A 15642-nucleotide genomic window follows, 5' to 3' on the forward strand; every position below is an offset into this window, starting at 1 on the left:
ATATAGAGTGGGTGATATGTTAATTTGTAATAATCTACAATAAAGGTGTACAACATCTTTTGAACAGTAGATGGAAAGATTGGGCAAAAAAGGGGATTCACCCCGAACTTATGGTCTATGTGTCTGTAACTGCATGAAATACAACGATAAAATGTATCATGCAGGATTAGAAGATTTGCTCTGAACTCAATATGGGAAAAGAATTGACCGAGTCGTTAAATGGGTCGAAGAGGCCAGAGGAGGGACGCTCTTTATCTGAGAATAATGAGCAGAAGTATTGGTTTGTTATGCGTGACCTTAAACGTCCTAATGCCAAGATACCGGCCTATAAACAACTTGCCGATGAACCGTGTGAAGTCTTTACGCCACTGAAGCGGATTTTGAAAATTTCGCATGGTCGTCGAGTGCGGGAAGAGGTCCCTTTTATACAGGATCTTCTTTTTGTCCACGGTAAAGCGTGTGAGATAGAGGCAATCGTCCAAAAGATTCCTACCCTGCAATTCCGCTATCAAAAAGGGGGATTCCGTCGTCCCATGGTTGTACGCGACAGGGATATGGAGCGATTCATATATGCTGTGAAGTCTTCGGATAATCCCAAGTATTACTTACCCGAGGAGATTACCCCCGCTATGTACGGGCATACGATACAGATTATAGGAGGAGGTCTGGATGGCTATAAAGGCACCTTGCTGACCGTACGAGGCTCTAAAACCAAACGTCTGTTGGTCGAATTGCCTAATTTCTTTTCGGTGGGGGTTGAAATTAGTTCGGAGTATATTGAGCTGTGTGAATAAGTTGCGATTCAATAAGTATTTTTCAGAAAGGTCCGGGTTATGGCTATGAATGGTTCTGCAACTGACAATATTTCTAATCTCGAATTTATGAGGCAGCTGGCCGGCTATATTCCTGGAATTATACATAGGGAACGAAACAACCGGCAATACATCTATTTGTATAAGATGCGTGACTATTGGGTTGCTTTCGACGAATCGGCGTTTTTGCTTTGTCGGTTATTTAAGGATACCCAGACCTCCATATTGCGAGTTGCAGAATTCCCTTTCCCGGTAATCATGGTTTGCATATCGGACGATGACTTGCAAAAATATGGAGAGAAACACATATTTCGTCGCGATTATCAGGACCATAAAGTCATAGTGGGGACGAAGATTGTTGCCGAGCAATATTGGACATGGTATCGCATGGAGATAGAGGATAGTTAATTGGGTCACAAATTTTCACAGGGGATTATCAAAAAATTTATAAGCTGGTTATGGCCGATTTTACACAAAACACAGATTTTTGGATTATAAACGTGAGCTTGGTTTTTGTGCTGTGCGTTTTTTTGGCAGGAATTGTTATTCCGCAAATTTTGTTAATTGCTTTTCGCCGGAAGTTGTTCGATGTTCCAGACGAACGAAAGATACATCAGGGAGCTGTACCCCGTTTAGGAGGGATTGCATTTAAACCGGTGATCTTTTTCTCGGTTTTTCTCCTGTTAGGAATAGACATGATGGTGGGGCATACCGAAGTTTTATTGGAGATTGGTAAAGATGCTCAACCTCTCTTCTTTGGATTTTGCTCGATTATCGTACTTTATTTGGTTGGCATTGCCGACGATCTTATCGGGGTGAAGTATCGAGCTAAATTTTTTGTACAAGTTTTGTGTGGAGTCATGCTCATTGCCGGCGGGGTCTATCTCGACGATTTGAACGGTGTATTGGGGGTACATGAACTCCCGACATGGATCGGGTATCTGTTGACGGTACTGGCTACTGTTTTTATTATCAATGCAATCAATTTGATTGATGGTATCGATGGATTGGCTTCGGGTCTGTGTAGCATAGCTTGTCTCTTCTATGGCGTTATCTTTTTCTTGTTTGAAAAATATATCTACTCGATGTTGGCTTTCGCTACATTGGGAGTGTTGATGCCTTTCTTTTACTATAACGTATTCGGCAAGGTAGAACATCATAAAAAGATATTTATGGGCGATACCGGTAGTCTGACTATTGGGATGATGCTCTGTTTCCTGAGTATCCGGTTGGTTCAGTGTGGAGCCGATGAGGGTGGAAAGATATTGAATCCAATGATATTGGCATTTTCGCCGTTGATAATTCCTTGTTTCGATGTGGTGCGGGTATATCTGCATCGGGTGAGAAATGGGAAAAATCCTTTCCTTCCCGACAAAAACCACATTCATCACAAACTGATAGCTATCGGTATGAAGCAACGAACCGTGATGATATTGATTATTGCGGTCTCTCTTCTTTTTACCTTAGGTAATATTTTGTTGTCGAAGTATATAGAAATCAATCTTTTACTGGTCATAGATATTGCAATATGGACTTTGGTAAATATCGGATTGTCTCGTCGAATCAAAAAGCTACAATCAAACGCATAATAGTATGAAAAAGAAAAACGTCGTCTTTTCGATTGTGACCGCATTGATGTTGATCTCTTGCGCAACGCCTAAGGTCGCCTATTTTCAAAACGTGCAACCCGGGGCTGCGGAGACGGTATCGGAACCGATGGAGATTCGAATCCGACCAAGTGACAAGATTTCCATTCTGGTGAATAGCAAAGATCAGTTACTGGTCAATCTGTTCAATCTCCCGGTCATTACCCGTCAGATTGGGATGACGAGTAACAACAATACAAGTCAAGGCATTTCGGGCTATACTGTCAATGACGAGGGAAATATCGACTTCCCGGTATTGGGCAATGTACACGTAGAGGGGATGACCCGAGCCGAGATTGCTGCATACATAAAGAAAGAGTTGATGGAGAAGAATCTGGTGAAAGATCCTGTTGTGACGGTCGAGTTTATGAACCTGACGGTATCGGTATTGGGTGAAGTGGCCCATCCGGGACGTTTCAGCATCGACAAAGACCGATTGACGCTGTTGGAGGCCCTAAGCTTGGCCGGAGACTTGACTATTTATGGGAAGCGCGACAACATTTTGGTTCAGCGTGAAGAGAATGGTACGAAGGTATTTTATAGAGTGAATATAAATACGGGAGAGGACCTCTACACATCGCCCGTATACTATTTGCAGCAAAACGATGTCGTATATGTTGAGCCTAATTCGGTGAGAGCGAGACAATCGACAGTCAACGGTAATAATGTTCGTTCTACCTCTTTCTGGATATCGTTGGCTTCGCTGTTGACTACTATTACCGTGTTAATCGTAAAATAAAATTTTGATATGGCAATCAATAAAGATACTACCAAGAATAAGCAGACAGATGATTTTTTGCGCATTCAAGACCTGTTTTACCTGTGTCTGGCCAAATGGAAATGGTTCGTTATATCGCTCGTGGTGACCTGTGGTATAGCGGTGTTGTATCTGTTGCGTACCCCTTCGGTTTATACGCGCACGGCATCGGTATTGATTAAGGAGGATTCCAAAGGCAATTCCATCTCGTCGGGTATGGAGACCTTTTCGGAGTTTGGCCTTTTTCAGTCGAGTACGAATGTAAACAACGAGTTGCTGGCATTCCAGTCTCCGGCAGTAATGACCGAGGTGGTCAAGCGCCTGCAGTTGGGGACGACCTATTATTTGCCGGGTAAATTTCATCGGGTGGTCGCTTATGGAAAAAATCTGCCAGTGACGGTTACGCTTTGCGACCTCCCCGAGGACGAGACGGGTAGCTTTACGGTGGAGATACGTCCGGGAAGATCGTTTGGTCTGTCCGATTTCACTCGAAACGGCGACGATATGAAGAGCGATAAGATTACGGGAACCTTGGCCGATACCATTGCCACTCCGCTGGGGCGTATGGTGGTGAATGCTACGGCAAATTATGTCGATGCCCCGTGCACCCTCTATGTAGATAGATCGACCTTATACAGTGCCGTGAATGCCTATTCGGCCAATTTGTCGGTATCGTTGAATAATGAAAAGGCATCGGTCATAGACTTGTCGTTTAAGGACTTGTCGACACAACGTGCCGAGGATGTACTGAATACGTTAATCTCGGTATATAACGAGAATTGGGTCAAGGACAAGAATCAGGTTGCTGTCAGTACCTCTATGTTTATCAATGAGCGATTGGGGGTAATCGAACAGGAATTGGGGAATGTCGATGAGGACATATCGTCGTACAAGTCGGAGCATCTGTTGCCCGATGTTCAGGCTGCATCGAACATGTATATGATGCAAAGCAGTGAGACCAACTCTCAGATTCTTGCTTTGAACAATCAATTATATATGGCCCGTTATATACGGAACTATCTGGCCAACGACGCGAACAAAAGCCAGTTGTTGCCGGCCAATTCGGGAATAGATAATGGCAATATCGAGTCTCAAATATCGGAGTATAACCGGCAGTTGCTGCAACGCAACAATCTGGTCGCCAACAGTAGCACCGATAACCCGTTGGTCGTAGACATGGACCAGGCTCTGAAATCCATGCGCAAAGCTATAATAGGATCGATAGACAACCAGATTGAGACCTTGAATGCACAGATAAAGAGTCTGCAATATTCCGAGCAGCAAACCACCTCACGTATTGCAGCTAACCCGACTCAGGCCAAATATCTGCTCTCGGTAGAGCGTCAGCAGAAAGTGAAAGAGGCCTTGTATCTCTTCTTGTTGCAAAAGCGAGAGGAGAATGAATTGTCTCAGGCCTTTACGGCATACAATACCCGTATCGTTACGCCCCCTCATGGTAGTCTGAATCCGACGGCGCCAATAAAAAAGAATATTCTGTTGGTCGCTTTTGCCGTGGGGTTGCTGATACCGATTATTATTGTCTTCATGCGGGAAACGATGAACACGCGGGTACGAGGAAGAAAAGATTTGGAGTCGTTGAGCATCCCGTTTATTGGGGAGATACCATTGTGTGTGCACAAGAAAAAAGGCTGGTTCAAAAGGACTGTGTCCAGACCGAAATCGGTTGTTGTCAAAGAGGGGAGCCGCGATATTATCAACGAGGCATTTCGGGTGTTGCGTACCAACCTCGAGTTTATGACCGGTAGCGATAAGAATCGAAATGTGATTATCCTGACCTCGTTCAATCCCGGTAGTGGCAAATCGTTCCTGACGATGAATATCGCGGTGAGTCTGGCTATCAAGGACAAGCGTGTACTGGTTATTGACGGAGACTTGCGCCATGGGTCTACTTCGGCTTATGTCAATTCTCCTAAACTGGGATTAAGTGACTATCTGGGTGGTCGGGTATCACAGTTGTCCGCTATCATCGTGAACGATACAAAGTATAAGAATCTGGATATTCTGCCGGTGGGTACGATTCCTCCCAACCCGACCGAATTGCTGTTTAATGAACGGCTGAAACAGGTAATCGACAGTGTGCGAACTCAATACGATTATGTATTTATCGATTGCCCACCTATCGAATTGGTAGCCGATACACAGATTATAGAAAAGCTGGCCGATCGAACTATCTTCGTTGTACGAGCCGGACTGCTCGAGCGCAGTATGCTTGCCGAGTTGGAGACCCTCTATGACGAACAGAAGCTCAAAAACATGGCTTTGATTCTCAATGGTACCGAGTCGAATACCAATAAGTATGGTTATCGATATGGTTATCGATATGGCTATCACTACGGTTATGGCTATGGTTACCACTATGGATCGGACGAAGAATAACACGAAGTCTGGGGAAGACTGTATGGTTAGATTCCATTCGGAAGGAGTGGATGAATAGAACGAACAATGTGGCCCTTTAAGAAACGGATTTCATTAAAGGCAAGTGGCATATTTGCCGGACTTACCGATTGGCATAGTCATATTCTGCCGGGGGTGGACGATGGTGTACAGACCATGGAAGAGTCGTTGGCAATATTGCAGCAGTACGAAGTGCTGGGAGTGAAAGCCGTATGGCTTACCCCACATATCATGGAGGACATACCCAACACAACCATGCGTTTGAAGGAGCGCTTTGCCGAATTGCAGCAGGCCTATCCAGGACCGGTTGCTCTTCATCTGGCTGCCGAGAACATGCTCGACCATCTTTTTGAAGAACGATTGGAAAGCAATGATTTGCTGCCCATTGGAGATGCCGGTAACAGGTTACTGGTAGAGACCTCATATTTCAATCCGCCGATGAATCTGTATGAGACCTTGGAGCGTATCAAGTCCAAGGGGTATTATCCGGTATTGGCACATCCCGAGCGATATGTGTATATGGGCAATCGAGATTATCGACGGCTGAAAGAGATGGGGGTGGAGTTTCAACTCAATTTGCCATCTTTGACGGGATTGTATGGAAAACAGGTTCAAGCAACAGCCGAACAGCTCGAAAAGAGGGGATTTTATAATTATAAGGGAACTGATATTCATACCATAAAATGGTTGTTGCATATTAAATAATGAATATATAAGAAAACTATGAAAGGAATTGTATTGGCCGGTGGAAGCGGCACGCGACTTTATCCCATTACGAAAGGGGTTAGCAAACAGTTGTTGCCTATCTACGACAAACCGATGATTTATTATCCCATATCGGTGTTGATGTTGGCGGGAATCAGAGAAATACTCATTATCTCTACGCCTTACGATCTCCCAGGCTTCAAGCGATTGTTGGGTGATGGATCGGATTATGGTGTACGGTTTGAATATGCCGAGCAGCCGTCGCCCGATGGACTGGCACAGGCATTTATTATCGGTGAGCAGTTTATTGGCGACGACTCGGTATGCTTGGTTTTGGGCGATAATATCTTTCATGGAACCGGTTTTTCCAAGTTGCTGAAAGAGGCTGTCGAGAATGCCGAACAAGCAGGTAAAGCCACAGTCTTCGGGTATTGGGTCGACGATCCAGAGCGCTATGGCGTAGCTGAGTTTGATGCCAATGGCAACTGCTTGTCGATAGAGGAGAAGCCCGAGCATCCGAAATCGAACTATGCCGTTGTGGGTCTCTATTTCTATCCCAACCAAGTGGTCGATGTGGCAAAGAATATAAAGCCGTCGGCTCGTGGCGAATTGGAAATCACCACAGTCAATCAAGTGTTTTTGCAAGAACAGAAATTGAAAGTTCAGACCTTGGGCCGAGGCTTTGCCTGGCTCGATACCGGTACCCACGATTCATTGGCCGAAGCCTCTATTTTTGTCGAAGTGATAGAGAAACGACAAGGGTTGAAGGTAGCCTGTCTGGAAGGTATCGCCTATCGGAAGGGCTGGATTGGACGCGAGAAAATGGAAGAGGTAGCCCGACCGATGTTGAAAAATCAATATGGACAATATTTACTGAAAGTGATTGCCGAGATAGAACAAACCGGAAAAGAAAATTTGGATTGACTTATGAATGTAATCAAAACCGAAATTGAGGGAGTTGTCATTATAGAGCCTCGGATTTTCAGGGATGCGAGAGGCTATTTCTTCGAATCGTTCTCGCAAAAGGAGTTCGATGAAAAGGTGCGTCCAATCTCTTTTGTACAAGACAACGAAAGCATGTCGTCTTATGGCGTGATGCGAGGATTGCATTTTCAGAGTCCTCCCTACACGCAAAGCAAGTTGGTGCGTTGTGTCAAAGGTCGTGTGCTCGATGTTGCCGTGGATATTCGCAAAGGTTCTCCTACATACGGCAAGCATGTGGCCGTAGAGCTGACCGAAGAGAATCATCGGCAGTTTTTTATCCCGCGAGGCTTTGCTCATGGTTTTGCCGTATTGAGCGAAACGGCTGTGTTCCAGTATAAGTGTGACAATTTTTATGCTCCGCAGGCCGATGGCGGAATCAGTATTCTGGATACCTCGTTGGGAATTGACTGGCAAATAGCTCCAGATAAAGCAATTTTAAGCGAGAAGGACACGAAACACCCTTTGTTGTGCGATTTCGACAGTCCGTTTGATATAAACGAAAATTTGTATGAGTAAGATGAATATACTTGTAACCGGGGCCAACGGACAACTTGGCAACGAGATGCGCGTGGTGGCCCGGAACAGTGCAGACAACTACATCTTTACCGATGTGGCCGAGCTCGATATTACCGATGCCGCAGCCGTAGAAAAGATGGTCACCGACAACGATGTGAAAGTAATCGTCAACTGTGCTGCCTATACCAATGTAGATAAAGCGGAAGACGACCGTGAGTTTGCCGAGTTGCTCAATGCTCGGGCCGTTGAAAATCTGGCACAGGCTATACGCAGAAACGACGGACTGCTTGTGCATGTCTCGACCGACTATGTATTTGGAGGTACCAAAAACAATACTCCTTGTAGAGAAGACGAACCGGCCAACCCGACAGGCGTTTATGGCGTAACCAAACTACATGGCGAGCAGGCTATTATCGCCTCGGGCTGTCACCATATCATTATTCGCACAGCTTGGTTGTATAGCGAGTTTGGCAAGAACTTTTTGAAAACGATGCTCGATCTCACGACAACCAAACCTCAACTGAAGGTCGTCTTCGACCAGGTTGGTTCGCCCACTTACGCCTATGATTTGGCGCTTGCCATTTTCGACATTGTCGAGAATCGCAAATATGTCGATAACGACGGTATCTATCACTATTCAAACGAGGGGGTATGCTCGTGGTTCGACTTCACAAAAATGATAGCCGAATATGCCGGCCACACAGGTTGCGACATTCAGCCCTGTCACAGCGACGAATTTCCCTCGAAAGTGATACGTCCCAGCTATTCGGTTCTCGATAAAACCAAAATAAAAAAGACTTTTGGCGTGGCGGTTCCCTATTGGACCGATTCGCTGAGAGTGTGTATGACCAACTTAAAAACTATCAGTAAATGAATGCCTTTAAAAGAAATATCATCATTACCGGCGGTGCTGGTTTCATTGGTTCGCATGTAGTGCGCCTTTTTGTCAACAAGTATCCCGATTATCACATTATAAATCTCGATAAGTTGACCTATGCCGGCAACCTGGCCAACCTGAAAGACATCGAAGACAAACCCAACTATACGTTTGTCAAAGCCGATATTTGCGATTTCGATACCATCTTGTCGCTGATGCAGCAATACCAGGTCGACGGCATTATCCATCTGGCCGCCGAGAGTCACGTCGACCGATCTATCAAAGACCCCTTCACTTTTGCCCGCACCAATGTGATGGGTACGTTGAGCATGCTTCAGGCGGCCAAACTCTATTGGGAATCGCTTCCCGAGAAATACGAGGGCAAGCGTTTCTACCACATCTCGACCGACGAAGTCTACGGTGCGCTGGAGATGACCCATCCCGAGGGTATCAAACCTCCTTTTACCACTACCGCCTCGTCGACCGAGCACCATCTGGCCTACGGTACAGATTTCTTCTATGAAGATACCAAGTATAATCCACACAGTCCCTATTCGGCTTCGAAAGCCTCGAGCGACCACTTTGTGCGAGCCTTTCACGACACCTACGGGATGCCTACTATCGTGACCAACTGTTCGAACAATTACGGCCCGTATCAGTTCCCCGAGAAGCTGATACCGCTTTTCATCAACAACATTCGCCATCGCAAACCGTTGCCCGTCTATGGCAAGGGCGAGAATGTGCGCGACTGGCTCTATGTAGAGGATCACGCTCGAGCCATCGACCTTATTTTCCACCAGGGTAAGATAGCCGAAACCTACAATATCGGTGGCTTCAACGAATGGAAAAACATCGACATCATCAAAGTCGTCATCAAGACCGTCGATCGCCTGCTCGGCCGCCCCGAAGGGGAGGATATGAACCTCATCACCTACGTAACCGACCGTGCCGGACACGACAAACGCTACGCCATCGACTCTACCAAGCTTCAGAAAGAACTGGGCTGGGAGCCCTCTCTCCAGTTCGAAGAGGGTATCGAGAAGACTGTACGCTGGTACCTCGACAACCAGGAATGGATGGACCACATCACCTCCGGCGAATACGAAAAGTATTACGAGGAGATGTATAAGAATAGGTGAGATGGGGGAAGAAAATAGAAGTGCTAAGATTGCAAAGAACACTCTAATCCTATATGTTAGATTGTTTTTTACTATGTTAGTCGCTTTGTATACCTCAAGACTAATTCTAAATGCACTCGGTGCTGAGGATTATGGTATTTATAATGTTGTAGGAGGTGTTGTTGCTTTGTTTAGTTTTTTGAATACAGCAATGGCGTCTAGTACTCAGAGATTTATTAATTTTTATTTAGGACAGAATGATATAGATAAACTTAGTGAGATATTTAATACATCAATAATTATTCATATTAGTATTGCTGTATTTATTCTTTTCCTTGCTGAAACAGTAGGACTTTGGTTCTTGAATACTCAAATAAATATTCCTCAGACAAAAATATTTGGAGCAAATATTGTTTATCAATTTTCAATATTGACAGCTTTACTATCTCTTATACAAGCCCCATTTCTTGCGGCCATTATAGCGTATGAGAAGATGAATGTATATGCTTATATAGGTATTGTTGAAGCTTCTCTGAAATTGGTATGTGCAATTATTCTTTCTCTATATTTTACGTCAAAATTGGTTGTATATGGAATTCTTGTGTTTTTTACTTACTCTGTTTCGTTCTTATTGTATATTACATATGTAAAGAAAAATATTATATTAGGAAAAGTTAAAGTAGAAAAGAATAAACAAGCATATAAGAAAATACTTGGATTTACAAGTTGGACTGTTTTTGGAGGTGTTGCTAATGTATTGAATACTCAAGGTCAAAATATTCTCTTAAACATATTTACGGGGCCTATAATAAACGCGGCTCGTGGAATTTCAGTACAAGTAATACAAGCAATGTATTCTTTGATTAATGGTTTTCAAACTTCAATAAATCCTCAAATAGTGAAATCTTATGCGGCAGATAATATTACTTATTTTCAAAAATTAGTTAAAACTTCGGCGAAAGGCTCTTTTTTCTTATTTTCTATTATCGCAATTCCTATTTTGCTAGAGATCGATCCGATATTGTATTTGTGGTTAAAGGAAGTTCCAGCACATACTTCTTCTTTTTGCAGTCTTGTCATTATAAATACTTTATTAAATACATTTTCTGCTCCATTAATTACTTCGGCTTCAGCTTCTGGAAAAATTAAAATCTTTCAATTAGTAACAAGTATCATATTTATTTCAAATATTCCAATTTCTTATTTCTTTTTACGGGCTGGATATTCTCCCGAAGTTGTCTATTATACAGCTATTATAGCAGAGGTCGCTGCATTATTTTGTAGACTATTAATTGTAAAAAGATTAGTTCCGATTAATGCAAGGTCTTATGTCTGTATGATATTTCGGTGCATTATAATATTTATAATTATATATATATCGTCTTATTATATTCATTCTGAATTTATATATAGCATACTTCGATTGATGGGTACATTCTTATTTACAATACCTTATTCTTGTCTGATAATTTATTTTTTAGGGTTGGATAAACAAGAGCAAAAATTTATTAGATCAAAAATAAAAAGATAATGATGAAGATTCTTTTGGATTTGACATACATAGATTCATATAGTATTACTGGAGTTACAAATTATGCTTATAGATTATTAGATGGCTTTATAAAATGTAATTTTAATAAAAATGTAGTCTTATTAGTTACTTCGGAGAATGCAGTTATAGTCGAACAAAATACAGGAGATTACGAACAAATTGTTATTGAATTAAAAACGATAAGAAGAGTACCATATTTTAATGGCTTATTAAATAAAAGACAGCTAGATAAAATTATAGAAAATAATAAGATTGATTTATTTTTTTCTCCTTATATTGTATATCATGGACTGTATACGAGTAAGATTCCCTTTGTTGGTGTTTTTCATGACGCTCAAGGATTTAAATTGATGGAGTCTCCCATAAAGCAATTGTTATATAATATATTCACAAAACGTATTTTAAGCAAGACAACCAAAATAGTAACAATTTCGAATTTCTCTAAAAATGATATTGTGAATAGGGAGCCTCAATTAAAGGAGCGAATTGAAGTTATATATAATAGCATATTACCTGTATCAAGGCCTTTTAATTCTCTCCCTAAATCGGATCCATATATATTGAATGTCAATACTTTAGAGCCATATAAAAATTTAATAACTCTTGTCAAAGCATTCAATCTTTTGAAAGATAAGATACCTCATATGCTTTTTGTAAAAGCACAGCGACTCCCATATTGGGACAACATAATTTTTCCATACATGATTAAGTATGGTCTTGAAAATCGGATTAAACTAATAGAAATGCAATTTAGTGAAGAAGAAATGGCTTCACTTTATAGTAATGCAGATTTGTTTGTATCTCCTTCGTTGATGGAAGGTTTCGGTTTTACACCTATAGAAGCGGCTCTTTATGAGATTCCTGTCATTTGTAGCAAAGAATCAGCATTAGTCGAAACGACAAAAGGTTTATTAAATTATTATGAGCCTGCAACAGATGAAAAGAAGTTGGCCGAAACAATTCTGCAATTGATTAATAACCCTATAGATAAGGCTGTGCTTTCATCCATTTCACTTGAATATATTAACTCGTATTCGACAAAAAATCAGGCGGGCCAGTTTATAGCATTATTTAATACGATAGTATGAAAAAAGTAGGAATTGTAACTTGGTTTGGTGGAAGTAATTATGGCACATCCTTACAGGCATATGCTTTATGTTATAAATTAGAACAGTACGGTGTAAAGCCATATTTATTACAGAAATGTTTAAGTTGGAGAAATGTTGCAGGTATTTTTGTGCGATATATTAAAGGTGTTAATCGCCCAAATTCTCAAGAGGGTTTTTCAGCTATTAAACGAAGAAAAATAAGGGATTTTAAAAGAAAAGAATTCAATCAGTTTCCTGTATGTTTTGGATACATTGGGCGAATGATATATACGTTACAGATAAATAATTTGGATTGTATTATTTCAGGAAGCGATCAGTTATGGAATCCTTTTTATACAGAACCCTTTTTATTACTTAAAAATTTGAAAGTGAAAAAAAAGTATTCGTATGCTTCTAGTATAGGGGTCTCTGAAATCCCAGAAGTTGTACGCCCTATGTATAGAGATGCTTTATCAGATTTTGAGGCTATTTCTGTGCGAGAGACAACTGCTATCGAACCATTGAAACAGCTAACAAATAAGCCTATTATAAAAGTTGTTGATCCTACATTTTTATTAAAAACAGAAGATTGGATTCAGTTTGCTTCTCATAGCACACTACAACAGAGCATAACCAATCAGCCATATGTTCTGTGTTACTTTATCGCAGAAAATGATTTTTATTGGGAGTGTGTAGCAGATTTGAGAAAGAATACCGGGATTAATCGTGTTATTGTCTTGCCGATGAAACCAAGTCATTTTAAATATCAATATGAGATTCTTGAGACTGCAGGAATACATGACTTTGTTCGACTTATTGCTGATTCTTCATTAGTTTGTACTGACTCTTTTCATGCAACAGCTATTAGTATTAATTTGAGAAAAGAGTTCATAACTCTATTGCGGTTTAAATATTTAGAGTATGCATCTCAAAATTCACGAATTTATGATTTATTACAACGTTATAAATTAGAAGATCGTTTGTTGAAAGGTCCGTTAACTTCTCCCTTAAAAAAAATTGATTACTCTGAGCCGATGAGAGTTCTAGATAATGATAGAGAAAAATCGATTAGCTATATAGAGAATATTTTGAAGAAAATTTAGATGAAAGACATTTGTCAATACGAATTATGTACGGGTTGTTCTGCATGCCAAAATATATGCCCTCATGATTGCATCACAATGGAACCCGATAGTTTTGGAGTATTACATCCAACAATCAATGAGCATCTTTGTGTCGATTGTGGATTATGTAGTAAAACCTGCCCTATAAATGTTCCCGTAGAGTTGTTTGATCCACATAAGTGTTATGCTGTGTGGCATAGAGATTATGGCTTCAGAAAGAAATGTGCTTCAGGAGGAGTTGCAGCTTCTCTATATTTATTTTTTATTCAAAAATTGAAAGGAGTGGTTTATGGAGTGACTTGGGATAGTCATCTTCGTCCAATCTTTTGTAGAACTGAGAACTTAAATGTGGCAGTGCAATTTAAGGGATCTAAGTATGTACAAGCCTTTGTTGAGGATATATATAGGCAAGTTAAGAGAGATCTGAGAAGTAATCGATTTGTTTTATTTATTGGAACACCATGTCAAGTTGCGGGACTGAAAAACTATCTAAAACAGGATTACGACCGATTGTTTACTTGTGATTTAGTTTGTCATGGGGTCCCTCCATATGAATATTTTCATAGAGAGATTGATAGAATTAAGAGACATAAGAGAATTCAAGTTACTGGGTGTCGCTTTAGGGGAAATGATGAATATAATTATCATTTGACATTATGGGATGGAGAAAAATTGGTATATGATAGGAGGGGAAGTCAATCATATTTTCTCTATGGTTTTTTGACATCTATTACGTTAAGTGAAGGGTGCTATTCTTGTAAGTTCGCTACAGATAAACGTGTTGGTGATATTTCTATAGGGGATTTTATAGGCTTAGGGAACCTTAATATTATGGGACTACAACCTAAAAATGTATCAGTTGTAACTATTAATACGAAAAGGGCTTGTTCCCTTTGGGAGCAAGTGCAAAATTCAGATCCTTCGATAATGCAAGAAGAACGATTGTTTTCAGAAGCTGTTACTGGAGGACAAAGTTTTCAAAGACCAGCAGTAAAAAATGTAAAAAGAGACAAGTTTTTGAAAGATTATAAACTCTACGGATGGGATAAGGCAATACATAGGGCTTTATGGAAAAGTATTTTACGGAATAAGATAAAAAGAATATAATGAATGAGAAGATGGATAATCAATATGATATTGACGTTTCAATAATTTTAGTCAATTATAATACTACAGATTTGTTAGTTCAAGCTATAAAATCTGTGTATCAATACAGCTTGGGATTTTCTTTTGAGATTATTGTTGTTGATAATAATTCAAGGGAAAATCCTCAAAAAGCCTTAAAAGATAATTTTAATGATAAAATTATCTTTTTACCATTATCGGAGAATATTGGTTTTGGCAGAGCGAATAATGAAGGCATAAAGATTTCGAGAGGGAGGAATATATTTCTGTTGAATACCGATACATATTTGTTGAATAATGCTATCAAAATATTAGCCGATTATATTGATGCTCACCCTAAAGTTGGTTCTTGTGGTGGTTCTCTCTTTTCTGCCGATTTAACTCCTACATATTCATACCACCGAATTCCTTATGGAATTTGGTCATATGAAATTTCGGTAGTAACCTTAGGATTAAGTCGTTTATTGGTGAAGCATCCGTTTTACAATACTACGGAAAAGCCTATTCGAGTTGGAAATGTTTCTGGAGCTAATATGATGATTCGACATGATATCCTTAAAGAAGTTGGCCTTTTTGATCCGATTTTTTTTATGTATTGTGAAGAGGCAGAACTCTCTTGGCGTATCCGAAAGGCTGGTTATTATAATGTGAATGTCCCTCAGGCAAAGATTGTTCACTTGGAAGGGAAAAGTTCTCAAATTATTGAGAAAAGAAAGTTAATGGAATTGGATGGTCGAAAAAAGTATTATATAAAAACTCGGGGAATGCGATATTACTTATTTGCTAATAATTTGCTTTTGATTGGCGTGAATCTTAGAATTTTCTTTTATCATTTGTTGGGTAGGAAGATCGATGAAGAAAGATATCAAACCATAAAAAGGTTAGTAAATAAAGCGTATAATCTATGAAAAAATAATAGTAAA

15 protein-coding genes are annotated in these 15642 nt (G+C 40.5%); all 15 read left to right on the plus strand.

The window, feature by feature from the left end; translation table 11 throughout:
• Positions 1 to 287 precede the first annotated feature (287 nt).
• Positions 288 to 794 (plus strand): UpxY family transcription antiterminator, encoded by a 507-nt coding sequence (locus NW211_RS12270; protein ID WP_087409547.1) that lies wholly within the window; start codon positions 288 to 290, stop codon positions 792 to 794.
• A gap of 39 nt (positions 795 to 833) precedes the next feature.
• Positions 834 to 1220 (plus strand): hypothetical protein, encoded by a 387-nt coding sequence (locus NW211_RS12275; protein WP_258328015.1) that lies wholly within the window; start codon positions 834 to 836, stop codon positions 1218 to 1220.
• 50 nt (positions 1221 to 1270) lie between these two features.
• On the plus strand, positions 1271 to 2401 hold the full coding sequence (locus tag NW211_RS12280; RefSeq protein WP_258328016.1) for an MraY family glycosyltransferase: 1131 nt from the start codon (positions 1271 to 1273) through the stop codon (positions 2399 to 2401).
• Between the two features lie 4 nt (positions 2402 to 2405).
• Positions 2406 to 3197, plus strand: a complete 792-nt coding sequence (locus tag NW211_RS12285) for a polysaccharide biosynthesis/export family protein (RefSeq protein WP_258328017.1) — start codon at positions 2406 to 2408, stop codon at positions 3195 to 3197.
• Between the two features lie 9 nt (positions 3198 to 3206).
• Complete coding sequence (locus NW211_RS12290; RefSeq protein ID WP_258328018.1) at positions 3207 to 5612, plus strand: polysaccharide biosynthesis tyrosine autokinase; 2406 nt, start codon at positions 3207 to 3209, stop codon at positions 5610 to 5612.
• Positions 5613 to 5678: 66 nt separating this feature from the next.
• Positions 5679 to 6335 carry a tyrosine-protein phosphatase gene (locus NW211_RS12295; protein ID WP_087409517.1) on the plus strand — a complete coding sequence of 219 codons (657 nt, stop codon included), beginning with the start codon at positions 5679 to 5681 and terminating at the stop codon, positions 6333 to 6335.
• Between the two features lie 18 nt (positions 6336 to 6353).
• Positions 6354 to 7259 (plus strand): glucose-1-phosphate thymidylyltransferase RfbA, encoded by a 906-nt coding sequence (gene rfbA, locus NW211_RS12300; protein WP_258328019.1) that lies wholly within the window; start codon positions 6354 to 6356, stop codon positions 7257 to 7259.
• Positions 7260 to 7262: 3 nt separating this feature from the next.
• Complete coding sequence (gene rfbC, locus NW211_RS12305; protein ID WP_258328020.1) at positions 7263 to 7835, plus strand: dTDP-4-dehydrorhamnose 3,5-epimerase; 573 nt, start codon at positions 7263 to 7265, stop codon at positions 7833 to 7835.
• A gap of 1 nt (position 7836) precedes the next feature.
• A complete protein-coding gene (rfbD, locus tag NW211_RS12310; protein ID WP_258328039.1) occupies positions 7837 to 8709 on the plus strand; it encodes a dTDP-4-dehydrorhamnose reductase in 873 nt (290 codons plus the stop codon).
• Complete coding sequence (gene rfbB / locus NW211_RS12315; RefSeq protein ID WP_258328021.1) at positions 8706 to 9851, plus strand: dTDP-glucose 4,6-dehydratase; 1146 nt, start codon at positions 8706 to 8708, stop codon at positions 9849 to 9851. The genes rfbD and rfbB overlap by 4 nt, the downstream gene beginning before the upstream one ends.
• A 1-nt stretch (position 9852) precedes the next feature.
• A complete protein-coding gene (locus NW211_RS12320; RefSeq protein ID WP_087409522.1) occupies positions 9853 to 11361 on the plus strand; it encodes an oligosaccharide flippase family protein in 1509 nt (502 codons plus the stop codon).
• Complete coding sequence (locus NW211_RS12325; protein ID WP_258328022.1) at positions 11361 to 12470, plus strand: glycosyltransferase family 1 protein; 1110 nt, start codon at positions 11361 to 11363, stop codon at positions 12468 to 12470. The genes NW211_RS12320 and NW211_RS12325 overlap by 1 nt, the downstream gene beginning before the upstream one ends.
• Positions 12467 to 13573, plus strand: coding sequence for a polysaccharide pyruvyl transferase family protein (locus tag NW211_RS12330; RefSeq protein WP_087409524.1), 1107 nt, complete (start codon positions 12467 to 12469; stop codon positions 13571 to 13573). The genes NW211_RS12325 and NW211_RS12330 overlap by 4 nt, the downstream gene beginning before the upstream one ends.
• Positions 13574 to 14701, plus strand: coding sequence for a Coenzyme F420 hydrogenase/dehydrogenase, beta subunit C-terminal domain (locus NW211_RS12335; RefSeq protein ID WP_087409525.1), 1128 nt, complete (start codon positions 13574 to 13576; stop codon positions 14699 to 14701).
• Positions 14701 to 15627 (plus strand): glycosyltransferase family 2 protein, encoded by a 927-nt coding sequence (locus NW211_RS12340; RefSeq protein ID WP_258328023.1) that lies wholly within the window; start codon positions 14701 to 14703, stop codon positions 15625 to 15627. Before NW211_RS12335 ends, NW211_RS12340 begins: the two co-directional genes overlap by 1 nt.
• The last annotated feature ends 15 nt before the right edge of the window (positions 15628 to 15642 follow it).

Source organism: Barnesiella sp. ET7 (assembly GCF_024733785.1).
In the GTDB taxonomy this organism is placed as follows: domain Bacteria; phylum Bacteroidota; class Bacteroidia; order Bacteroidales; family Barnesiellaceae; genus Barnesiella; species Barnesiella merdigallinarum.